Genomic DNA, 22,161 nt, shown 5'->3' on the forward strand with positions numbered 1-22,161 from the left:
GGTCACAGCCATGTCGCGCATGATCGACGCGCCGCTGGCCAGCCGTTCGGCGGGCGAAGGGGTTTTCACCGAGGGGCGCGAGGCCGCCGGCTTCCGAATTTCGCATGAAACGCTGGCTGATCTCTCGGCGCTCGATTGGCGGCATGCAGCGGCTGGCCTTCCATCCCTGCCGATGCTGGTGCTTACAAACGGCAAGCCGCTGGCTGCCGACGAGGTGCGCGGCGACTCGGCTGGCGCTGCGGAAATCGCGACGGCCGAGTTCGATGGCTATCCTCTCTTGATGTGCGACCCGACCGCTAACCGGATTCCGGCCGCCGCTCTCGACCGCTGCGCCGCCTGGATCGCCGACCAGGCCGGCGAAGCGGCAGCGGGAAAGGCCATGCCGCGCGATGTGTCGCAGATCCTGGACGGTCCGCATTACACGGAAAGCCCGGTGCTGATCGGACCGGCGCCGATGATCTGCGGTGTGCTTTGCCGACCGCGCGAACGCCAGACCGCGGCCGAGCCGGTGATCTTCCTCAATGCCGGTGGCGTGCCGCATGTCGGCTGGGCGCGCGGCACGGTGGAAGCGGCGCGAGCCCTGGCGGCGGAAGGCGTAGCCTCGCTGCGCGTCGACCTGCCCGGACTTGGCCTCAGCGATCCGACTGAGGAAGGGCGCCTGTTCCTTTATGACCGGCGCACGCGCCATGATGTAAGTCGTGCGATCAACTGGATGGAGCGAGCCGGCTACCCCGGGGTCGGCCTGGTCGGCACCTGCGCCGGCGCGTTTCAGGCTTTTCACGCCGCGCGGGCCGATCGGCGGGTACGGATGCTGACCATGATCAACCCGCTCTGCTTCGCCTGGAACAGTTCCTACGCGCTGGAGATGGCGGTCTGGAAGACTTACGAGACATCCAAGACCGTGCTCGGGCAGAACGCTGCCGCCAGGCAGGAGAGCCGCGAGCCGGCCGACGCCGCATGGCGCGGGATCGCTTCGCGATGCGCCCGGCTGATCGTCCGGCGCGGGCTTGAGGCGATCAAGTCCACATTGTCGATGCTGCATCCGGCCGCGCTGCTTGGACAGCGGCGGGTGGAACGCTGGATGCGCGACCTATGCGGCCGCGGCGTGCGGGTCCTCCTCGTAACCTCGGAAGGCGATCTGAGCCTCAAGGAGATCGCCCGCCATTTTGGCTCGGAGGAAGAGCGGCTCGATAGCATTCGCGGCGTGACCAGGGTCTCGCTGCCGAATGCCGACCACACGCTGACGCCGTATCACGCACGGCGCGCCGTGATCGCTCGCCTGATCGACCATGGCGGCATCAGGCGTGACGGTTATGCTCGTTCCGAGCCGGTGCGCGCGACGGCAAGCCCTTCCTTCCTGGCGCCGTAGGGGATCATCAGATCGGCTTGAGTATTGACACGCGGCAAGCGCGTCGCGTCTTGAAGCGTCACGCAGCGATACGGTTCTCTGCGTGAAGCCGAAAGGTTTGAATAATCAGGGAAACTAAAGACTTTCGGGAGATTTCGTTCTGGTCGGAGTGGCAGGATTTGAACCTGCGACCCCATCGTCCCGAACAAGCTGTCTTGCCAGAAGAAGCCCGGAATTCCGGGCTTTTGCCATTAATGATCGGCCGCTTTTGGGGCCTTTGTTCACGTTTGTTTCCGGGGTTTCAGGTGGGTTTCAGGTGGGAGACACCCGATCGGACGATGTTGCTCTTCTGGCGCGGCGCCGGCGCCTTGGCGGTGATCGCCGCGGCGGCGTCGGCCTGGAAATCGGGGTGATGGTGGTAGTAGTGCTTGCGCAGCACGGCTTCCGTCATGCCGCAGAAGTCCGCGGCCTTGGAAAGCTCGACCCCGTTCTGCATCAGCCATGTCGCAGCGGTATGGCGCAGCGTGTGCGGGGTGACATCTGTGACAAAGACTTGTGTCTCGATGCCTTTGACGATCCGCGGCTCGTACCAGCCGAGGCCAGCGATCTCGCAGGCCGACTTGAACGCCTTGCGCACCGATCGAACCGGCCCGCCTTCCCATTCGACGATGAATTCGTGCGCGATCATGCGGCCGATCGTGCGGCTTTTGCCGCGTCCCTTGGTCTTGATGTCAACCGGGGTACGCGCCCAGCGGCGCATGTGCGCCAGCAGCCGGTCCGGCAGCCTGACCGGCGGCTGTCGCTTCCTGGTCTCGACCATGTCGGCGGCTCGCCTGAAAAAGACGCCGCGCTCAAGGTCGACGAAGCCACGCCCCATTGTGGGCCGTGTCGCGGCGCCGCAGATGGCGGCGGATCGCGTACCGGTGTAGAGCCCGGTCAGGATGAAGCGCGCCACGTGCCGGCCCGTCCGGCGATCGCTCTCTTGCCCCTTCCAGGTCTGCCGCATCTGCCAAGCTGCCCAGAGCAGCCTCGCCGCTTCTGATCGCGTCAGCGCGCGCTTGGCCTTCTCGGATCGCGCCGGCAACACGATCTTCGGCACGGCCGTGATGTATTTTTCGGCGTGATAGTGATTGATGGCCGCGCGCAGATCCTCGAGCTGCCGGCGTGCCATCGCCGCCGTCGGCAGGATCCGGCCCTTCTTGGCCGGGCCGTTGACATATTCGCGGCAGAGCGCGCCTGAGATGTCGGCGACCGTGCCGGTGAAGAATGTCAGAATGGCGAGCAGGCGCGCGGCCGCTTCCTTGCGATAGCTCTGCGACGGATTGAGCGCGACGACGTCCTCGGCATAGACGTTGATGACGTCGGCGATGTTTACTTGGTCCGGGTCGCGGTTGCGCTGGCGCGTCGGCTGATGCTTTTCGCTGATGTAGTCGGCGAGCTGCCTTTGAGCTTCAACAAGCTCGCTCTTGCCGCAGCCAGTGGGATGCCGTCTTCCGGCGTCCTCGATGTACCAGCCGGCCTTGCTGCGCAAGCTGCCGTCGGCCTTTCGGCTCTCGGACCGCCAGACGAGTCTAATTCCCTTGCTTGGACGCGGCATAGTTTTCTCATTCTCCCGATTGCTGCGAGTGTGGTGTATTCCTTGCCGGCGATGATTTCCGTCTCTAGCCGCCCGCGGTCGCGCTCCTTGCGCAAACCGGCCGGGCCCATCGAGCCATCAGGGAAAGCAATCCGAGCCGCGATGTCCAGCCGCAGCGGCGCGTTTTCCGTGTACTCATCGGACCCGTTCATGGAGTGCCGTTGCCGCTGGTGTTCATGGCGAAAACTGCACGTTCAGCAGGCCCGCGCCGCGATGCCGAGATAGCGCTGCAGGCGGTCGATGAAGGCATGCTCTGCTTTCATCGCGCCCCACGGCCCGATTGCGCCGACAAGCTTTGGCGGAGGCAGCGAAACGCGCGGCAGACAAGCGCTGTTCGGCCTGGCTCCGAACAGGGCCGCGGCCTCGGCAACCAGCATGCGATTGTCCATGTCGCGGATCTGACGGCCATAGGCCGGCACGGTGTCGATATCGGGCAATTCAGCCGCCTGGTAGATCGCAAGGTCGATGCTGCGCTTGGCCGACGCGATCGCGCGGTGGGCGAGCTGGTCGATGAAATCTGCAGCCAATCCCGCGTCGCTCGCCAGTCGGCAGATGTGATGCTGGATCAGATCGACTGCCGGCCTGGTGATGTCGCCGAGCGCGTATTCATGCCCGTCATGAAGAAGGAAATAGCCGGCGGCCAAGCCGTCGCCGGTTTCGCGGAACAGCGCGTCGGCACCCATCACGCAATGCTGCGCCACGGAGTAGGCCGGGCAGCGATAGAGACCATTGAACCGCGCGAGCTTGGACAGTGTGTTGGCCATATCGGCGAAGCTGATGTCGGACGCCTTCGGTTCGAGGAGGTCGAAGGCCGACCCATCCGGCTTGAACGTTGGGATCATGGCGGGTCTCCCGCCAAGCGCCTTGCTTGCGCGCCTCATTGGTGCACCTGCGGCATGGCTGCTTCGACGGCGTTGATAACGCTCGAGCGAACGGCCGGGAAGATCGGCAGCCGGTCGAGATAGCCCGACAGCACGGAAATGCAGCGCTCGCGTTGACCCGACCAGGGGTCGAGCAGCAGGGCAGCACGGGCGGCACAATACTGGCCCCAGGCCACGATGAGGCCCTGTGTAGGGTGCGCGCCGCCTGGCAGCGGTGGCCGATTGGGCGCGGCGTGCCGGGCCTTCTCAATCATGTCCGCAAGCAGATCCGGGCGAATGGTGATCTGCTTGGTGCTGGCGAGCAAAGCCAGACGTGCGGCGCTGTCCTGAAATTCGATGATTTCGGCGCTTGTGAAGCCGGCCCCGACCAAGTCTTCAAGCCGAACGCCACCGCCAACAGCAAACAGATCGCGCATTGCCTCTGCCATTTCCAGGCAGCGTGGATGGGCCTCGCCCGGAGCTTCCGGAAACTCTCGGCGCGCTTTTGAACGTTGGACTGTATCGAGCAAGACGGGTCTCCTTGGGGTAATCAGAGCGCGCCGGCCGTGACAGCGGCGCAGAACAGGGTGGCGGCAATGAAAGCAGCGGCAGCGAGCCGCTTCGCGACGGCTTCGTCCTTGTGATAGCGTTCAAACCGCGCATTGCGGGCAGGGGGTATTGGATGAGAATGTTGGTGCGAGCTGCCGTCTCGTTGTTTGCCCTGACCGGTTCGGCCTTTGCCTACAGCGATGGGCAACTGGCCGTTATGTCCCATGTCGGGCAGGCAATCGCCGGCACCAAGATCTGTCCGAAGCTGGAAATTAACGAAGGCGCCATGGCGCTGATGCTCGCCGCCGAGGACGTCAAGCTCGACGACCCAACGGTTGCCGCGGCCGTTCGGGGCAAGATTGAGGAAACCGTCCGGGCATGGGAGGGCAAGAGCGAAGACCTCGCCTGCGCGGCAGTGCTGATGCTGTACGGCCCAAGCGGAAGGATCGCGGGACTGCTGCGCTTGAGTGACTGATTCCACCGTCCTTCTCCAGTTCGTAAGGGCAAACAGTAGGTATCACCTACCTACTCTGTCAAGGTAGGTAGGTTACTTCTGCAGCCCTGGGCTGTGGATTTGTCGCACTGGCCCGCCAGGTTTGTACTTGTTTTGTTCCAATGGCTGAGTCAGATTGACGCGGCGAAGGAGGCGGCATTGCTCACGTATTTTGTGGTTCAGAGTTTCAGGCTTACGCCAAAAGGGGCGATCACGCCTGGAGACGCGACAGAGGTCCAGGACATTGAGCACGCTCTGCGACTGGCAGAAAAGCTTGCGGCGAGCTCTGCCGGCGTAGTTGCGTTCAGCCGGACCGGGGATCCTTCCACCGGAGAGTTCGAGGATGCTGTCATCCTCTACGCCAACGGGGCGGTGCCGCTCCTCGAGTCTGAACTGGCCATTGCGTGTTGAAGCGGCGGATTGGCATAGTCGTCGGTGGGCTAGATAGAGCGAAGAGCAGCAACAGTAGCAAGAAGCTTCGCGGGCTCCACCGGCTTCTGCAGGCATGGAGTGCTTGCAAACTCTTCCGGAATGATCTCCGCGTCATAACCGGTCAGGAAGACAAAAGGTATGTTCCTCGCCCTCAAAGCGAAGGCCAATTCGAAGCTGGGCCCGCCGCCGAGGTTAACATCCAACAGTGCACAGTCAGGTCGCTTTTCTTCCAAAATGGCGGCAAGGGCATCCTGGGGGCTGCTAACGGGACCAGAGACGAACGCCCCGGCACTCTCGAGGATTTGCTGGGTATCGTCGGCCAAGTAAAAATCATCTTCGACGATCAGCACCGTACGGCCGGCGAGCAGCTCGACGCTCATGAACTATTCCTGCTGGCACTGAGGAGGTCAGCGGGCACGTCAGTTTGCAGGACGCTTTCGCTCGGCTTGAGCGGGAGGGCAATGCGGCAATGAAGACCGCCGGCGGTCAGGCGCATCTCGCCCGTGCCCTTCAACTCAAACGGGACACGACGCGTGATCAGCTCTGTTCCGAATCCCTTTCGCATGTCTCCACGCGGTGAGATCTCCATACCGCTTTCTTTCCAGTGGAACTGCAGCCAGTCTTGGCCTTTTCGCTCTCTGCGCTCCCAACGCACGGCGATTTGGCCACCGGGCGCGCCAATAGCGCCATATTTCGCAGCGTTTGTGGCGAGTTCGTGGATTGCCAATGTCAGCACTTCAGCGGCTTTCGGCATGAGCAGGACGTGCGGCCCCTCGATTGAAATTCGCGAGGGATCGGCGGCTTGTGCCAGCAGTTCGTCGCGCACAATGCTATCCAGAACGACACCTTCTCCGGCCCAGCGTGTAAGCAGGGTCTGGGTGCGCGCCAACGCGGCAATGCGACCGCTTAGCCGTTCTCGAAACTCCTGCGTTGTTCCCCCGGTGTCGCCCCTCTTCACGAGGGAGGCGACCGTCGCCAGGACATTGCGGACGCGATGCTGTAGCTCGGCGGTCAGCACCGCCTGGCGCTCCTCATTGCGCTTGCGCTCGGTTATGTCCTTGCCGATCTTCAAGAACCCTCGGATAGTTCCATCGTCATTGCGAAGTGCCACCGTCTGGCCGTCAAGAAAAACGCGCCCTCCGCTCTTGCTCTTATGCCAGCGAATATTGGGAGCGACGCCGTCGGAGCGAGCGCGGCTGAGTTCATGCTCCGGCACGCCATTTGCCTGGTCCTCGGGCGTAAAGATGGAGGAGGTTGGCTTGCCAATCATTTCGTCTGCGCTCCAGCCGAACACAGCGGCCGCGCCCGGCAGCCAGTCGGTGATGGTGTCGTCCGGATCGCTGAAAATGATCGCATAGTCGCGGGCGTTTTCCACGATCAACCGGAAGCGTTCATTTCCATGCTCCAGTTCGCTGAGCAGCCTTCGAAGGTCATATTGGCGTTGACGCCCGCGTAGCGCTGCACGCGTGGAACTGGTCAGAGTAATCGCCTCAACAGGGCGTTCCAGCAGCGTAACGTTGCCGAGCGATGAAACAAGATCGGCTCGCCAGGCGGCGGCCCGTTGGTGGGCCAGATGGCTCGTGAGAATGATGAATGGCAGGTCTGACCAGACCGGCTGGTTCTGTGTCCAACTGATCAACGCGGGAATATCTCGGCCAAACAGGCCTTCTTCCGTGGCGATCACGGCAAGGCATTGCGGTCCTAAACGTGTGACCAAAGCGGAAAAGTCGGCACACACGATCGCCGCAATTCCGATGCGCGATAGAATTTCCACTGCTGCCGGTCCATCCCGCCCGATGGGAGCCAGCACAAGGACGGCGCTGCCGTCCATGTCAGCCCCGATCCCTGGTAACGCGCACCGTTGGTAGCTCCTGATCGCCATTGTAGATCGGTGTGCCCGAGAAAATACCGGAGAATTGCGTCAGCGGCGGACCGAGTGCAATGCCCGTCGGCGTCAGCTGGAATTCACGGATCGTATGCTCGTGATTGCTGCTCCGCTTCTTGACCACAGAAAGTGCCCGTCGGACCGAGCCGCCGAATTCGAAATAGCGCAGCATAAGCACCGCGTCGCTGAGATAGCTGATGTCGAGTGGAGTAGCCATGGGGCCAACCAGGCCATGCTGAGCCAGTATCAAAATGGTCGTTACTCCCTGCTGCCCGAGATACGTCAACAACTCGTGCATCTGCAGGATCAAGAAGCGCTCATCGGGCATCGCATTGAGGTAGCCGTTCAAGCTGTCGATCACGACGATCCGGGCACCGTCGCGCTCGACGCTCGCCCGTACGCCTGCGGCGAATTCGCCGGGGGACAGCTCAGCGGGGTCGATCTGCTGGAGCCGTATTTTTCCGGCGGCCAATGCCTCCTCCAGCGGCATTCCCAACGTTTGCGCTCGCCCCTCTATAGTGCCCAGTCCCTCATCAAAAGCGAAATAGACGGCGTGCTCGCCACGGTCGGCTGCAGCCAGCGCAAATGTCAAAGCCAGTGACGATTTCCCCACCCCGGCGCCGCCGATGAAGAGGGCATTGGTTCCCCGCTCGATCCCACCGCCGAGCATTTTGTCAAGTTCTGCGTTGCCGGTCGGAGTGGGATCTCCCGCAAACTTGGTATGGTGCTCGGCTGCAATAAGCCGCGGGAAGATCCTGAGCCCGCCCTTGACGATCGTGAAGTCATGGTAGCCGCCGCGGAACCGAATACCGCGCATTTTGATTACGCGGATGCGACGGCGCTCGGCCCCATAATCCAAGGCGAGCTGTTCGAGGTTGATCACGCCATGGCAGATCGAGTGCAGTTGCAGATCGGAGTCCGCCGATGAGAGGTCGTCCAGCAGCACCACCGTGCAGCGGCGCGCGGCGAAAAAGTGCTTGAGCGCGAGAACCTGGCGTCGATACCGCAACGAGTTCTGTGCCAGCAGACGCAACTCGGAAAGGCTGTCGAAGACGACTCGCGAGGGATTGAGGGCCGCAACCTTCTCGAACACAAGGTTCGTTGTTTCGCTGAGCTCAACTTCGGCCGGATGAAGGATCGTCAGTTCGCGTTCGGGATCGAGAGAAGTTTCGGGCGGGACCAACTCGAAAAGCTCGATTCCGTCCAGCGTCCAGCCGTGCCTCTTGGCGACCAACGCCAGCTCACGACGTGTCTCTGACAGGGTGACGTAGAGGACGCGCTCGCCAAGCTGCACGCCCTGGAGAAGGAATTGAAGCGCGATGGTTGTTTTGCCGGTGCCGGGGCGGCCTTCGTAGAGATACATCCTGTCGGGATCGAGTCCGCCGCCCAAGATATCGTCGAGGCCTTCGCTGCCTGTGGACACCCGCTCTGTGCCTATCTCCTCCGCTCCGAAGATTTCCCCCTCAGCGATGTCATTGGCCGCCACGTCTTCGTCCCTCACATGCAAGCGACGGGATACGCTGGCCCGCCCAACCGAAAACGGCAAAACCAAGCTCTGGTTCCCCTGGCTCCTCTGTCTGCCGCTCGGCCGAAAGGGCGGCCGGGGCCGCCAACTTCGTTTGTTGTCAGCTAATGAAGCTTGCTAGCGTCCGACCCGAATGGTCTGGTTCCTGGTTGACTCCGGCGTGGTGGAGTTGCACCTGGTTACGGCCCGCTTGCTTGGCCAGATAGAGCGCTGCGTCGGCGTGACGCTGTAGCTGCTCCGGTGAGATGGCCTGGTCCGCGCTCTGAACCGCTACTCCAATGCTGAGGGTGACGCGGCGAACGCGAGACCCTGGGTTGGGAATGGCTGCGGCCTCAATGCTCTTTCGAATGCGTTCGGCCACCGAGGTCGCCTCTTCCTCGGTCACCCCAGGCAATAGCACGAGGAACTCTTCGCCGCCGTAGCGGGCCAGGAGATCGTGATCGCGCCTGACGTTTTCCTGGATAATTCGGGCGACCTCGACCAGACAGCGGTCGCCTTCGGAATGGCCGAGGTGATCGTTGAGCTTCTTGAAGTGGTCGATGTCGCACATGAGCATTGCGGCACCGTCAAGGCAGCGTTTGTCGCTTCCCCAGATGCGGCCGAGCGTTTCCGTCATCCAGCGCCGGTTGGCGATGCCGGTGAGCGGATCGGTCCTTGCCAATGTTTCCAACCGCTGGTTCGCTTTAGCCAGTTCGGCAACCCGGCGGCGATCGCGAAGCTCAAACAGGAAAGTCTTCTGAGCCAGAATTGTCATGATGCGTCGCGCGGCGACGGTTGCGAAGATACCACTGGCGAAGAACAGTGTCGCAGCCACGGCGCTTCCCAAGCCGATGGCCGGGTTCTGCAGCTGAAACACGAGATACAGCCCGAGCGCCAGCCCGGCGATGGCCACCGTCCAGGCCAGCGGGATACCGAAGATAATGATGGCGGTAATGGCAACGAACAGCATGACATTCAATTGCCGTTCATAGAACTCGCCACCAGCGCTTACGCCGACCAATGCGACGGACAGCAGGATGAGGAACATGCCCGCAATCAGGGAGGTTCCTTGCAGCCAGGCCGCCTGCGGTTTTCGCCAGGCGAAAACAACGGCCACTGCCACGGGCGGGATGATGGCGCCCGGCAGCAGCATGGAGTGCGCGACAGACCTTGGCAGCATCAGCATGTTGAGCGCCAGGGTTGGCACGTCAAGCAAGGCCACCCAGGTCATCCAAGAGCGAATGATTTTCGCCGTTTGCGGCCAGACACGTGCCCGAAAGCGGTTCTTTATTTCGCCTTTTAGGCGGATGTCGCGCGTGCGGCGCGCCAGAAGCCGGTCGACTTCGGCGGCGAGGGCAGGGCTGTCATGCCCCTCGAGGTGCATCGGATCTGACACGGCCGCTAAGCTCTAGAATGCTTCATCGTCGAACTCGTCTGACCCATTGGGCCGCTAAGAGCGCGCTAGCATGCTTGGTTAAGATGAAGATTTGATTTCCAGCGGCGATCGCACGGCAATCAGCTCCTGAGCCGCGATCTGCTCATCCCTTTTTTGCGAATGCCCACACCATGACCGGGTACTCCTCGTCATTGCTGAGATCCCGCCACAGGCCGTAGGCCCGCACCGGCCCGCCGATGTGCGCCCTCGCGCAGGCCTTGTTGCCCCAGCCGAAGACCTGCACGTCATTTTCTGCGAAGCCGCCCTCGATCATGACCTGCTTCAATCCCGCCGGCGTCCAGCGGTTGTAATCATGCGGCCGTGCATGCACCCGGAACAGGAAAGGCGTGGCGACCATCGCCCAGCCGCCTTGCTTGGTCATTGCGTGGATGTTGGCGGCGGCCGCGAGCGGCCGCTGAACGTGCTCGAGCACCTGGTCGGCGATGACAATGGAAAATTGCTCGTCAGTGCGGTCGCGGCAGATGTCGAACTCGGGGAAATCAACCGAGCGGTAGTTCGGGCACATCGCCCGCCAGTAGCGGTTCCAGCCGGGTGAGATTTCGATGACGTCGCGGGATTTGCGATTGGCCGCTTCGAGGAAGGCCGTGAAAGCTTCGATCTGGCGAATGCGCAGCCAGTTGCGCGAATCATAGCCGATCAGCCGTTTCACCGCGCGCTTGCCACGGTCCTTCAGCGCGCCGGCAAGGCTCGTCGTCATTTCGGCCTCCTCCTTAGCCCGCCGCAACTGGTGCTACATCGCAAAGAGTACAAAAGAATGACGCGAGCGAACGCAGCCTCTCTTCGGGTCGTGCGCTGACGATGAGGTGCAGCCGCCTTCCAAGCCGCTGCCTAGTCGCGATATTTGCGCGGGAGCTAATCCACACTTGTCGTTCGTCAGCTTGGGGGTATGGTTGCAACGTTGGGACAAACAGGGGACGCGAGTTTGCCTCGTCGATCGGCACGAGCCCATCTGCTTGGACTAATCGCGGCCGCCGTGTTGCCGGTCTGGCTGTTTGCTGCCTACCTGTTCGTCGCCTACGCCCTGCATGAGCAGCACCGCATCGAGCAGGAGGCGCTTTGGACTGCTCGTCAGGTGTCGCTGATCGTTGACGGCGAGCTAGCAATCATCAAGACGAGCCTCGATGGCCTCTCCAAGTCTCCTGGTCTCGCCAATGGTGATCTGCCCGATTTTGCCAACGAGGCGAGACGCCTCGTCCAGGGTACGGATCAGGTAGTCACGCTGCGTGATCTCGCTGGCCGCGTCTTGGCAAGCACGCAATCAGCCAAGGGCTCCGAGCCTTCGGCCGAACCGCTGACGCCCGAGGAGCGCGAGCACCTGGATCTTGCTGGCGTGCTGGTCAGCAACGTGTTCGCCGCGCCGGGATCGAACGAATATCGCATCGCAGTCACCAGACAAGTCTCGGGCTCAAAAGGCCAGCCGCTGCTGCTTTCGATGTCGGTCCCGACTGAGCGTGTTCGCCTCGTCATGCTGCCAGCTGTACCGCAAGGGTGGACGGTCGGTGTCGGTGATCGTGAGGGCAATTACGTTGCGAGATCGAAGCTGCACGATCAGTGGACCGGCAGGCCGGGTCTGCCCGAATATGTGAATAAGATCGTCGGCCGCTCCGGTACTTTCCGGTCCAGCAATTTCGAAGGCACCACGCTGCTGGCCGGTTACTACCGATCGCCGTATTCGGACTGGTTCTACACCGCCAATGTTCCGCTCTCAGATGTTCAGGCGCCTCTGTGGTGGTCGCTCGCACAGATTGGCGCAACAGGCCTCACCGCGCTGCTTGTTTCGCTGGCTCTGGGCTACGTGGTCGGTAAAACCTTCACCAAGGCCACAGTGGACCTCGCCGCGCGCGCCGATGCGCTCGGCGCAGGGGGCGAGGTCGACCCCATGTCGACGTCTGTCGCCGAGTTCGACTCGGTTGCACAGGCGATGATCAAAGCCGGGCGCGCAATCGCGGAACGCACGCGCGAGTTGGAAACAGTTCTGGAAACGGTGCCCGCAGCGGTCTGGTTCACTTATGACCCGGAGGCCCGCCAGGTGATACGCAATCGGTTCGCTGCGGAATTGATGGGGCTGCCGACAGAGTCTCGGAAAACCTTCGGCAGGCCTGAACTCGTGATCGACACGCTGGCCTATAAAGACGGCCAAAGTGTCAGCCGGCAGGATCGCCCGCTGAGCAGGGCGATGCGCGGCGAAGAAACCGACAGCGAAGAATTCGCCTACAAGCTGCCATCGGGGGAGCAACGTTACCTGCTTTCCAGCGCCCGGCCTATCCGCAGCGCGGAAGGTTCAATTATCGGCGCGGTGCAGATCAGTCTCGACATCTCCGAACGCAAGCGCGGCGAGGAGCAGCGTCAACTGCTGGTCAAGGAGCTGAACCATCGGGTCAAGAACACATTGGCCGTGGTTCAGGCGATAGCGGGGCAGACCATCCGCAACGCCACCAGCCTTGCCCAGGCGGGAGCGGCACTTTCCAGCCGGTTGATCTCTTTGGCCAAGGCGCACGATCTCCTTACTCGGGAGAACTGGAGCGGCGCCGATCTCCAGACCCTCATCGCGGCGTCGATCGAGCCCCACGCGCCGCTTGCCCGGTTCGATCTCTGCGGCGAGGAGGTTTGGCTGGCTGCGAATATCGCGCTCTCCCTCGCGCTGGCCCTTCATGAGCTCACGACCAACGCCATCAAATATGGAGCACTGTCGAATTCGACGGGATCGATCTCGATCTCGTGGAAGGTCGTGGAAGGCGAGACGAGCCGGTTCCTTGAACTGGATTGGCATGAGAAAGGTGGCCCGCCCGTTGCCCGTGGCAAACGTGGGTTCGGCACGGAGCTGCTGCACAGGATATTCGAGTATGAGGGCGGCGACGGCGTTACCTTGAACTACGAACAGTCAGGTCTGCATTGCGCTTTTCGCGTGAGCCTCGATCGTGGGAAGGGGACGGTTCCACCGGGGACCGAAGCCTTGCCGGCTGATCTCCCCAAGTAAGGAGATCAGCCGATCGGCGATATCAATAATCGCCGCGGTAATACCGGTCGTCGCAGGGCGCGGTGTAGATCTGGCCGTAGCGGTCCCGATAGCGGCAGAGCTGCTCGCCGCGGCGCTGCGGGGTCGTGGCGCTGCCGACGACGGCGCCGAGCAGCGCGCCGCTTGCCGCACCGATCACCGTCGACTTGGTGTTGCCGCCAATCGCCTGGCCGACCAGTGCGCCGCCGGCGCCGCCGATCAGCGCGCCGGTGGTGGCACGCTGCTGGCCCTCCGTTTGGGTCTCGCATCCGGCAAGTGCCGCGGTCATCAGCACCGCCACAAAAACCTTCTTGATCATCATCTCCAGAACTCCTTCAAGCCCCAAAGACCAACTAAAACAGGGGCGTACCTGGCCGAAGTGGGCTCGCATTGCGGCGGAACGGCGGCGGAGCCTGCTCACGAAATGAGTCAGGGTTTCCCGGTGGTTGAAGGCCATGGTTGCCAAACGGCAAAGGCGACCCTCTCGGCAGTAACCCTTCAGCGGGTCCTCAATGGAACAATGATGGTCGCGAGCTCCTGATTGTCGGCGTCAGCCATGATCTGTTCAAGAGAGCTAGGTTCTGGGATCGCCTCGCCATCATCAATCAGACCCTCAACATGAAAGGCGAGAGCCTGTTCGGCTAAGTCGCGCGCTTCGCCGAGGCTAGCGCGGGCGGTAACGACGCCGGGGAAGTCAGGAAAGGACACTCCGTAATCGCTGGCGTCTTCTTTGTGGATCAACCCGATGTACTGGCGCATCGTTTCCTCTTGCCGCGCTGCGGCCGGCCCCTAGCTTAGAACACCCGCACGACGGTGCAAGATGGACAAGTCTGCAACGGCTCCCGCCGGCCCCCTCGGGAGGCCAAGGATCCGTGCGGCCGAGTATCTGCGCATGTCCACAGACAGGCAGATCTACTCGATCGACAACCAGAGAGATGCGATCCGCAATTATGCGAAGGTCATGGGTTATGACATTGTTGCGACCTATGAGGATCCCGGGCGAAGTGGCCTCAGCCTCGTGGGACGCCCAGGCTTGCAGCAGCTGTTGGAAGATGTGGAAAGCCGGCGAGCCGATTTCGAAACCGTCGTTGTCTACGATGTGAGCCGTTGGGGGCGCTTCCAGAATACCGATGAAAGCGCCACCTATGAATACCGGTGCCAGATGGCCGGAGTGCGGATCGAGTTCTGCGCCGAGCTGTTCGTGAACGATGGGAGCATCGGGTCCGACGTCCTGAAGGCAATCAAACGCAGCATGGCCGCGGAGTACAGCCGCATGCTGTCGAACAGGGTCTTCGCCGGTCAAAGCCGGATAGTCGCACTGGGTTTCAGCGGCGGTGGCCCCGCCGGCTATGGCTTCAGGCGCCTTCTTGTTGACGGCTCCGGAAATCCCAAGGCGATGCTTCATCGCAACGAGCGAAAAGGGCTGGCAAGCGATCGCGTCATTCTGGTGCCGGGGCCAAAAGAGGAGGTCTCCACCGTAAGATGGATGTTCAATCAATTCGTGACGAAGGGAAAAACGGAAGCCGAAATTGCGACTGCATTAAACGCTCGCGGCCTGGTTACTGAACGCGGCCGACCATGGACCAAAGCATGCGTGGGCACGATACTGACGAGCGAGAAGTACATCGGCAACAACGTCTGGAATCGAGTATCCCATAGGCTTCTACACGACCGGGTAAGAAATCCGCCAAGCGCATTTGTTCGCGCCGACGCTGTCATCGAGCCGCTCGTGACCCGGGCGCTTTTCGATCGTGCGCAAGCTATCAGGCGCGCGCGCGCTTACCTTAAGCCCGATGAGGAGCTGCTTGCCGATCTGACCAAGCTCCTGAAAGAGCGGGGGAAGCTGTCGAGCCCAATCATAGACGCCGCCCCCTTCTGTCATTCAGCCTCCATTTACGCGCACCGATTTGGAAGCATGAGGGCCGCCTACCAGTTGATCGGATACGACGCCTCGGCGAACTATCGGAAACTCGATGTCAGCAACCGGCTCAAACAGATCCGGCAGCAAGTCGTCGAGGAATTGATGTCGAACATTGACAAGGTCGGTGGTTCGGCACTGTACGATCCCAAAACAAAGCTTTTGTGCGTCAATGACGAATTCTCCATCGCGATATGGATCGCGCGCTATCGGATTATCGTCACCGGCTATCCACGCTGGATATTTTGGAACCGCGGTCTCGTTGGGCCAGATGTGACGATTTTGATCAGAATGGAGCCTGATCATCAAACTGTTCGTGACTTCCTCATTGCGCCCGCGCATCAAGCGCAATCCGCCCTTCGCATGCTCAACGCAAACAACGGCGTGCGCCTTGATGCCTTCCTCTTCGCTTCGCTCGATCCTGTCGTGGAGATGGCGAGACGAGAATCGATTTCGGCGATCACGTGATAGTAACCAAGGCCGAGCTTCGTCGCTTCGTCGAGAACAACCGGCATGCCACCCGTCTGACGAGCAATTTGCAGGCGCCGCAGAATCCATTGCGTGGCCCGGCATTCTTGCGGACCTATAAACGCCAATTCGATCGGATGCAGGATTTCATCAGAGAAGCCGCCGCAGTGCGGCATCAACTGCAAGTCGTCGTCAATGCCACCGGTCAGATCCTGGCCAACGCGTCGTTCCGCGCCTTGCTGCAGGCGCATGATCTCGCAACGCTGCCTTCTATCTTGACGCACGGTTCGCCAAGCGGCGGACCGAATTCCCGTTCTGAGGATCAGCAAGCCTCGTTGTGCACAGCCGAGCCGCAGCTTGTCGGCGGTGTCTGTCTCGAGGCTCTCGACCTCCTGAACGATTTCGGCGCCCCCTTGAAGATTTTCCCCTTGTTGCGAGAGGTCGTGCCGAGCCGGCAGGTTGAAATCGTGCGTCTCATGCTAGCGTTGGACCGGGTGCAATTTCGGGTGGCGAGAGTGTTGATCGCGCTCACACCACGATCGCAGCTCACCGATCCCTTTGCGCCCAGAAAGCAATATGAGGGCATCTCCCCGACGCAATTGGCTGACATGCAAACTGACCTGGCCAAGGTCAGCCATGAATATCTGAGCGCCGCCAGCACACATGGCGCAACAGTGCTCAACCTGATCGCCGTTATCGGTTATATTGACAAATTGCTGAACAACCCCGCGCTAGTGCGGTTTATGGCGCGCAATTTTGCCGGGCACCTTGAGGTGTATCAGGAATTGCTCGACTTTCGCGAAAGTGGGTTTCAGAAACGTGCACCTATCGCTGAACAAAGCGCGTGGATTTGAGCTCTCCAATCCCCGCGAGGACCCGCTTCTCTTGTCAGACGTTTTCAGCTCGCTGAGAACCGTCCTCTTGCGCTGACGGGGCACCGGAGCGGCGCTCCCGCCAGGATGCACCCGTCAGTCGAGAACTTTGACGATCGTATAGCTTTCGAGGTCCACGACCACGATCCGATTGTCGATGACCGTGTATTCGTATTTCACGTTGTCCGGCGAGCCTTGTGAAGCTGATCGATTAGCGGCCGCGACGGCCAAGCCACTTGAGCCCGGGCCGTTAAAACGAAGAACGCCGGGCGATGCCGGCGTTCTAAACTCAACTCGCTTGCTACGGCTAGAACTTCAGGCCGATGCCGACGCGGAAGTCGTGAGCCTGTACCTTGTGCTCCAGCACGCAACCGCCGCCGCAATAATCGAAGCTCTTCTTGCCGAAGAAGGAAAAGTCGTACTCGCCGCGCAGGAAGACGTTGTGGGTCAGCGGCACGTCGATGCCGGCCCCGACAATCCCGCCAACGATCGTTCCGTCCCGTTCCGCAAAGCCGACCGCGTCGGTTTTCAAGTCCGACACCGTTACACCCGCCGTCAGGTAGGGCAGGTATCCGCCCAGGTCCATGCCCACGCGGCCCTTGAGCGAGCCGAAGAGACCGAGCGACTCGTCGAGGTCGCCAGGGCCTGGCACGTCGTGGAAGTGGCCCTTCTTGAACCGGTAGCCCAACTCGCCTTCAACGCCGTAGACGATGTTGCCCGACTGGAAGTTGTAGCCGACAAAACCGCCGATCGTCGGCGAGCCTACGTTGTGCGTCACGCTGCCGATGTCGGGCTCGCGGATGTTATAGTGCTCGAGCGTTCCGGCACCGAAGGCACCGGCATAAGCGCCCTGCCATGTCCATTCGCTTGTCACAGCCGGTTCTACGATATCGGCCGCCATAACAGGGCCGCAGACAGCAAGGCCGAATACGCAAGCAAGCAAAAGAGATTTCATGTTTTGTCCCACCGCAATTTTACGTTGACTCGAGATATACCGCACAGCGCGCCGAATTGCTGTTGCGAAAATATCACGGTGCAGTGGTTCTGAGGTCGGCCGGTGGATAACTGACACTCTGATCGCGACTTCTTATGGGTCTCGCGCCCCACCTGCCCATGGAACAAGCGGGGGCTGGATCAGGTCTCACGGGCCGATAGGTCGGCTCCGCCTGGGCAATTCTGCTGGTCTGCCCTCAGGCGCTAAAGCGGATTCGACAGCCAAATACAAATGGAGCACTATCGTCTTCGGTGTCGGGGGATGCCTCAATGTATGTAAAACTAGATTTTGCCGCGGCGAGTGTGCTCCCGGTGTCGAGCTGTGCTGGCCGATCTGCCGAAAGCCGCCCGGGCGGCGCGATGTGATCGGGATCGACAAGTCCCGTTACGACAACCGCTCTGGCCAGTGGCGTCGGCGCACTGGCACGAAACGATCGCGCGCCAGGCGATGGGCAAGCGTGCCGCTTCGTCTTGTGCTCGTGACGGTGGCTGCGTTTTCTGCCTTGCTCACACAATTCGTGATGCACAACAGCGGATCGCTTCCGGAAATCAACCTGCAGAACATCATCAAGCCGAGGCCGCTATCAGTCGCCGGCGTCGGCTCGGTGATCGACGGTGACACGATCGAGATCCACGGCCAGCGCGTGCGCTTCAACGGCATCGACGCGCCGGAGAGCCGCCAATATTGCGACGATGCTAGGGGGTTCGAATATCCCTGCGGCCGCCGCTCCGCCGAAGCGCTGGACAAATTCCTGGCGGCCTCCAGGCCGGTGCAATGCGTGTTCGTGACATGGGACCGCTATGGGCGCTTTGTCGGCAACTGCACGCGCGCCGACGGGGCTGATGTGGCCGCCTGGATGGTCGAGCACGGGCAGGCGCTGGACTGGCCGAAATACAGCAGCGGCGCCTATGCCGCGCTAGAGGCCAAGGCCCAGGCAGCGAAGCTGGGCCTATGGGTCGGCAGCTTCCAGGCACCCTGGGATTGGCGGGCGCAGCACAGTGACGATGTGCAGGCGCCGGCGACGCCAACTTTCGCACTCGGCGGCGGCAATGTCGGCTGTAACATCAAGGGCAACATTTCGGCGGACGGGGAGCGGATCTACCACGTGCCCGGGCAGAAATATTACAGCGTCACCGTCATCAACCAGGCCAAGGGCGAGCGCTGGTTCTGCTCGGAAGCCGAAGCCGCCGCCGCAGGTTGGAGGCGGTCCAGGCGATAGCCTGCGCAATCCCCTCTAGGAGAAGTCGGCTTCCTCTCCCACACTATTTTTCGTCCACCGATCGGGACCACTCTCTGTCGTTCCGCGCGGCGCTCAGATCATAATGGTGTTGGCGATAATCTGGTGGCCACCGCCTCAAAGAAATACGGTAGGTCGACACAGCAAAGCTCGTTACGCCCGAAACCCACAAGATCGCTTCCCCATAGCGGTCAGGCGATCAAAAGATCGGCGGCAGCATGCATGCCATATCGTATGTAGCTGCCTATAATAGGAATGCTCCGAAGTAGGACAAAGCATACAAAACAGCACAAATGAGTGAGCTACTTTTCTGCCTTGCCAGTAGCAGAGCGCTCATCACAATCAGGCTTTCGATAGTCACGAAGATAACCTCATGCACTGCTTCGATGTTTGCTAGCCATTCCCCAAAAAAAATGACTTAGCTGATCAGCATCCCGTAAACCTCTCAGCGTGCGCAGCAGAATCAGAAGCAACCTTCCCAGGACTCACAAAGTCCTTGTTATAAGCGCAGACTTGGGTAATCCTAAACGCGGGTCCGGGGGAATCAACTATGAAAAATTTCGTTACGTCAGTGCTCGGCGTCGTCGGTGTCTTCGGGGCTATGGCGATAGGTTTGGGAGCGCTTGCTTTCTACACCGTCGCTTTTGAGGCCGGCGCCGCTGAATGGTTCGGGTGGACCGGCTGGTGGGTACCAGTCCTATTTTTCGTCAGCGTGATCATGTTTCGCTCGGGCCCGATCATCGCCGCTGCGATGATCATTGGTGGCTATGGTGCATACTACGCCTGGGAGTGGCCGGTCTGGATAGTTGTGCCGGTCTTCTTCCCCGGTCTCGCATTTATGATAGCTGGGCTTCTTGTTGCGGCTGCTGGAGGATTTGCGGAGCGCGCACGAGGATGACGAGGCCCGTCGCTATATGCGCCTCCGTTGCCCTCGTCATCGCAATCCTTTCCTTGCCATACGGGTATTATCAGGTGCTGCGCCTAGGCGTATGTGCCGCAGGCATCTATTGCGGCGTCAAATTGAGATCAGCGGGTGAGGAGAAATGGGCTTACGGCCTGTTCTTTGTCGCCTTAGTGTTCAATCCATTCTTGCCTGTGTTCCTGTCTCGGGCGACTTGGATGCCGATTGACCTCGTTTGCGCGGCGGTGTTTGGCTACGTTGCTTACAAGTATCCGGCCACAGCCGGTGAAGGGCGAAGCGGTATAAGCTCAAAGCCTTAGCGACCGAGGCGGGCGCGCTAAGGAGATCGAAAACGGCCAGCCATCCGGCCTAACCATCGCAAAGTCGTAGGTGGCACCGACAACATCGCCGCAACCTTCACCTGTGGGGTACCATTGAAGAGGACCGCTGTCGTTCAGATCGCACAGAGCAGTGCATATGACTTTGCGTGGAGGGGGCTCCGAAAGTTCCAAGACGCTCTCGCATCGGTTGACCGGCTGATGTTGGAACGCGAGGTCTCCTCAAAGCAGCGGCCTAACTTAAAAAAGCAAATGGAACAGCTGGCGTACTGCCTTAGGCAGGCATACGAATTCTCTCAATCATCGAAAGCGAGTGGACTATCGACCAAAGCATTGCAAGCGTACTACAGCATAACCGCGCTGGCAAACGCAGTAATTCTTTGGGCCGGAAACGGCCTTGACGCTATTGACGCTCGCCACGGGAAATTCCACAGGCACGGGTTGTCTCTCGTGCAGGCGGTTTCACTTGAAGCCTCTGGCGCATCACCAGACTTCGATAAGAACGGTACCCTGACAGGACTGTTTGGGCTTTGGCGAAGATACGCGGCCCACTCTCCACACTATCTGAAGCGGAGTCTAGATATTCCCGGGCACCTTGGGCAGTCTCGATACGACATAAGCTCGGAATTAATGCCCCTTTCCTCGATTAAGATGCCAAACCGACCAATAAGCCTTGTTGAATGCTTGCAGCATATTCCTGGACTATTCCTAAGCCTAAGTTCGTCACCTATAAAGTCGAAGCTTGTACGTGGGATAATTTCTGACAAATTGACCTACGGAGAGGATAGCATTGTTGCAAGTGCCCGAAAAACGGTCATTGTTCACCCGTGCCATAATGATTTGCTCCAGCCGGTTCTAGAAAGGTTTGCTTACCATCCACGGCATTTTGAAGGCTTATCTATTACCCCGGTCCAATCAGGAGCTGCCTTTACGCTCACCGTCACGAAGGAATTGTTCGACGTCCCAAGCAGTTCTCCTGAAATCTTCCCTGATACCGTTGATAACCTCTACTTCGTTGGCAACGGTGAGTTCCTGAATGAATTTGGGTATTTTTACGTTGGTCTATATATAATTGGTATGTTGTCTAGATATTATCCAAATATATGGATGAAGGAAATCAACAAAAGCTCGCTTATGACGATACTTTGCGATGAGTTTATAGACAGTTCTCTTGAGAGGGCTCCATTGAATACGTTATCTACTCTTGATAACTGTGTATTCGTCTACGACAGATAATGTCGCTACTGGGGAAGACATTCCCGCGGTTGCAGTGCGGCTGATGGGAGCGGGCGAATTTCGCGCCTAGTGTTGTTCGGATCTTGCTGCTCGCCTGGGCCGATCAGAACCCATTTCCCTTGGCTTTCGGTTTGATGTTCCGTGCCCGCCTCACGCTACGCGGCGTGTACGCTCGTCACCGCGCGTTGTACTTCCCGACTACCCGATGGCAGATCGGCCAGTCGACGCGGCTCTCGGTAAACGTCTTCGCCGGCCGGTATTGCTCCAGCGTCCATTCGCGGTCGTTCATGCCCACTAGGCGCTTTATGATCGCTTCCTCGTCGCCGCGCTCCTTGGGCGGGGTGTGGAAGAACACCGCGTCCGAGTCCCGCGCCGGCTGCAAGTGGGGGTTCACCAGCGCGGTATCACCGGGCCAATAGGCCGGGATCATGGATTCGCCGCGCACCAGGATGCCATAGCCGCCGCGGACATTCTGCAGCACCGCCGGCCGCTTCACCCAGTCGATCGCCTCGAAGGTGACGATCATGTGGCCTTCGCCGCCCATCGCGGCGGCATAGATCGGCAGGTCGCGCCCGCCGACCAGCTCGTCGCCGGGGATGATCGGTGTTCTTGCAGCTCTTGGCTTCGGCTCGCGTACAATCGGTAGAGGCGCTGCGCCTGAGGCGTCGAGCAGCCAGGCGACATCGGTCTTGAGCAGCGCGGCAAGCTCGGGCAGTCGCTCCATCGAAGGGCGGGTGGTGTCCGCCTCCCATTGGGTGACGGAGACACGCTTGATGCCGAAGTGATCGGCGACGTCGTTCTGCGTCAGGCCTGCAGCCTCCCGCGCCTGGCGCAGGCGTTGGCCAAGTGTCGTCGAGTCGGTGCGTATGGTCGCGATCATGCCGAAGCATAGTAATTATTGCTTACTTTTTTGCAAGCGATTGCCTGTTGACACAGTAGGTAGGTAATACCTACCATCTGCCCATGATCGAAATCGTCAGAATCGCTGCCGCCAAGGTTGGCGGATTAGGCGCGCTCGCCTCGCATCTGGGTATCCGCC

The 22,161-nt window shown here is 60.6% G+C and carries 20 protein-coding genes and 1 pseudogene; 9 read left to right on the forward strand and 12 right to left on the reverse strand.

Translation table 11 applies throughout. From position 1 onward, the window contains the following. The coding region (locus EOA79_RS15790; RefSeq protein ID WP_128293088.1) for an alpha/beta fold hydrolase at nt 1–1,369 on the forward strand (1,369 nt) is incomplete at its 5' end. Between the two features lie 280 nt (nt 1,370–1,649). Here EOA79_RS15790 and EOA79_RS15795 read toward each other — a convergent pair. The 3 genes from EOA79_RS15795 to EOA79_RS15805 all read right to left on the reverse strand — a co-directional run bounded on the left by EOA79_RS15795 (nt 1,650) and on the right by EOA79_RS15805 (nt 4,374). Next, nucleotides 1,650–2,945 carry a tyrosine-type recombinase/integrase gene (locus EOA79_RS15795; RefSeq protein ID WP_127216523.1) on the reverse strand — a complete coding sequence of 432 codons (1,296 nt, stop codon included), beginning with the start codon at nt 2,943–2,945 and terminating at the stop codon, nt 1,650–1,652. A 233-nt stretch (nt 2,946–3,178) separates the two neighbouring features. Further along, complete coding sequence (locus EOA79_RS15800) at nt 3,179–3,826, reverse strand: hypothetical protein (protein ID WP_127216524.1); 648 nt, start codon at nt 3,824–3,826, stop codon at nt 3,179–3,181. 35 nt (nt 3,827–3,861) lie between these two features. After that, on the reverse strand, nt 3,862–4,374 hold the full coding sequence (locus tag EOA79_RS15805) for a hypothetical protein (RefSeq protein ID WP_127216525.1): 513 nt from the start codon (nt 4,372–4,374) through the stop codon (nt 3,862–3,864). Nucleotides 4,375–4,538: 164 nt separating this feature from the next. Between EOA79_RS15805 and EOA79_RS15810 the strand changes: the two genes are divergently transcribed. Further along, on the forward strand, nt 4,539–4,868 hold the full coding sequence (locus tag EOA79_RS15810) for a hypothetical protein (RefSeq protein WP_127335117.1): 330 nt from the start codon (nt 4,539–4,541) through the stop codon (nt 4,866–4,868). Between the two features lie 177 nt (nt 4,869–5,045). Continuing rightward, nucleotides 5,046–5,297, forward strand: a complete 252-nt coding sequence (locus EOA79_RS15815) for a hypothetical protein (RefSeq protein ID WP_127216527.1) — start codon at nt 5,046–5,048, stop codon at nt 5,295–5,297. A gap of 29 nt (nt 5,298–5,326) precedes the next feature. On the opposite strand, the gene EOA79_RS15820 is transcribed toward EOA79_RS15815, so the two are convergent. The 5 genes from EOA79_RS15820 to EOA79_RS15840 all read right to left on the reverse strand — a co-directional run bounded on the left by EOA79_RS15820 (nt 5,327) and on the right by EOA79_RS15840 (nt 10,860). Further along, nucleotides 5,327–5,698, reverse strand: a complete 372-nt coding sequence (locus EOA79_RS15820) for a response regulator (RefSeq protein ID WP_127335116.1) — start codon at nt 5,696–5,698, stop codon at nt 5,327–5,329. Next, nucleotides 5,695–7,149 (reverse strand): HWE histidine kinase domain-containing protein, encoded by a 1,455-nt coding sequence (locus EOA79_RS15825; RefSeq protein ID WP_128311104.1) that lies wholly within the window; start codon nt 7,147–7,149, stop codon nt 5,695–5,697. The genes EOA79_RS15820 and EOA79_RS15825 overlap by 4 nt, the downstream gene beginning before the upstream one ends. 1 nt (nt 7,150) lies before the next feature. After that, complete coding sequence (locus tag EOA79_RS15830; RefSeq protein ID WP_245479180.1) at nt 7,151–8,689, reverse strand: ATPase domain-containing protein; 1,539 nt, start codon at nt 8,687–8,689, stop codon at nt 7,151–7,153. Nucleotides 8,690–8,828: 139 nt separating this feature from the next. Beyond that, complete coding sequence (locus tag EOA79_RS15835) at nt 8,829–10,091, reverse strand: diguanylate cyclase (RefSeq protein ID WP_127335119.1); 1,263 nt, start codon at nt 10,089–10,091, stop codon at nt 8,829–8,831. Nucleotides 10,092–10,245: 154 nt separating this feature from the next. Then, on the reverse strand, nt 10,246–10,860 hold the full coding sequence (locus EOA79_RS15840) for a methyltransferase domain-containing protein (RefSeq protein WP_127335115.1): 615 nt from the start codon (nt 10,858–10,860) through the stop codon (nt 10,246–10,248). 276 nt (nt 10,861–11,136) lie between these two features. Here EOA79_RS15840 and EOA79_RS15845 point away from each other — a divergent pair, with 276 nt between their 5' ends. After that, on the forward strand, nt 11,137–13,140 hold the full coding sequence (locus EOA79_RS15845) for an HWE histidine kinase domain-containing protein (RefSeq protein ID WP_245459130.1): 2,004 nt from the start codon (nt 11,137–11,139) through the stop codon (nt 13,138–13,140). A 22-nt stretch (nt 13,141–13,162) separates the two neighbouring features. On the opposite strand, the gene EOA79_RS15850 is transcribed toward EOA79_RS15845, so the two are convergent. Both EOA79_RS15850 and EOA79_RS15855 read right to left on the reverse strand, forming a co-directional pair. Continuing rightward, nucleotides 13,163–13,480, reverse strand: coding sequence for a YMGG-like glycine zipper-containing protein (locus EOA79_RS15850; RefSeq protein ID WP_095800226.1), 318 nt, complete (start codon nt 13,478–13,480; stop codon nt 13,163–13,165). Between the two features lie 182 nt (nt 13,481–13,662). After that, nucleotides 13,663–13,917, reverse strand: a pseudogene (locus tag EOA79_RS15855) (type II toxin-antitoxin system HicB family antitoxin); the annotation flags it as partial. Between the two features lie 61 nt (nt 13,918–13,978). Here EOA79_RS15855 and EOA79_RS15860 point away from each other — a divergent pair. After that, nucleotides 13,979–15,544 (forward strand): recombinase family protein, encoded by a 1,566-nt coding sequence (locus EOA79_RS15860; RefSeq protein WP_245479239.1) that lies wholly within the window; start codon nt 13,979–13,981, stop codon nt 15,542–15,544. Next, nucleotides 15,541–16,398, forward strand: coding sequence for a plasmid partitioning protein RepB C-terminal domain-containing protein (locus EOA79_RS15865; protein ID WP_127216370.1), 858 nt, complete (start codon nt 15,541–15,543; stop codon nt 16,396–16,398). The genes EOA79_RS15860 and EOA79_RS15865 overlap by 4 nt, the downstream gene beginning before the upstream one ends. 325 nt (nt 16,399–16,723) lie before the next feature. Here EOA79_RS15865 and EOA79_RS15875 read toward each other — a convergent pair whose 3' ends face one another. After that, nucleotides 16,724–17,317, reverse strand: a complete 594-nt coding sequence (locus EOA79_RS15875; protein ID WP_164747240.1) for an outer membrane beta-barrel protein — start codon at nt 17,315–17,317, stop codon at nt 16,724–16,726. 550 nt (nt 17,318–17,867) lie between these two features. Here EOA79_RS15875 and EOA79_RS15880 point away from each other — a divergent pair. The 3 genes from EOA79_RS15880 to EOA79_RS15890 all read left to right on the forward strand — a co-directional run bounded on the left by EOA79_RS15880 (nt 17,868) and on the right by EOA79_RS15890 (nt 21,122). Continuing rightward, entirely contained in the window at nt 17,868–18,629 is a 762-nt protein-coding gene (locus EOA79_RS15880) for a thermonuclease family protein (RefSeq protein WP_245479240.1), read from the forward strand. 568 nt (nt 18,630–19,197) lie between these two features. Then, nucleotides 19,198–19,545, forward strand: coding sequence for a hypothetical protein (locus EOA79_RS15885; protein ID WP_127216367.1), 348 nt, complete (start codon nt 19,198–19,200; stop codon nt 19,543–19,545). A 437-nt stretch (nt 19,546–19,982) separates the two neighbouring features. Next, nucleotides 19,983–21,122 carry a hypothetical protein gene (locus EOA79_RS15890; protein WP_127216366.1) on the forward strand — a complete coding sequence of 380 codons (1,140 nt, stop codon included), beginning with the start codon at nt 19,983–19,985 and terminating at the stop codon, nt 21,120–21,122. A gap of 175 nt (nt 21,123–21,297) precedes the next feature. Here the strand turns inward: EOA79_RS15890 and EOA79_RS15895 are convergent, their stop codons facing one another. After that, nucleotides 21,298–22,002, reverse strand: a complete 705-nt coding sequence (locus EOA79_RS15895) for an XRE family transcriptional regulator (RefSeq protein WP_127335574.1) — start codon at nt 22,000–22,002, stop codon at nt 21,298–21,300. Nucleotides 22,003–22,161 lie beyond the last annotated feature (159 nt).

Origin of the sequence: Mesorhizobium sp. M1A.F.Ca.IN.020.03.2.1 (assembly GCF_004023205.1) — a bacterium.
Taxonomy (GTDB): domain Bacteria; phylum Pseudomonadota; class Alphaproteobacteria; order Rhizobiales; family Rhizobiaceae; genus Mesorhizobium.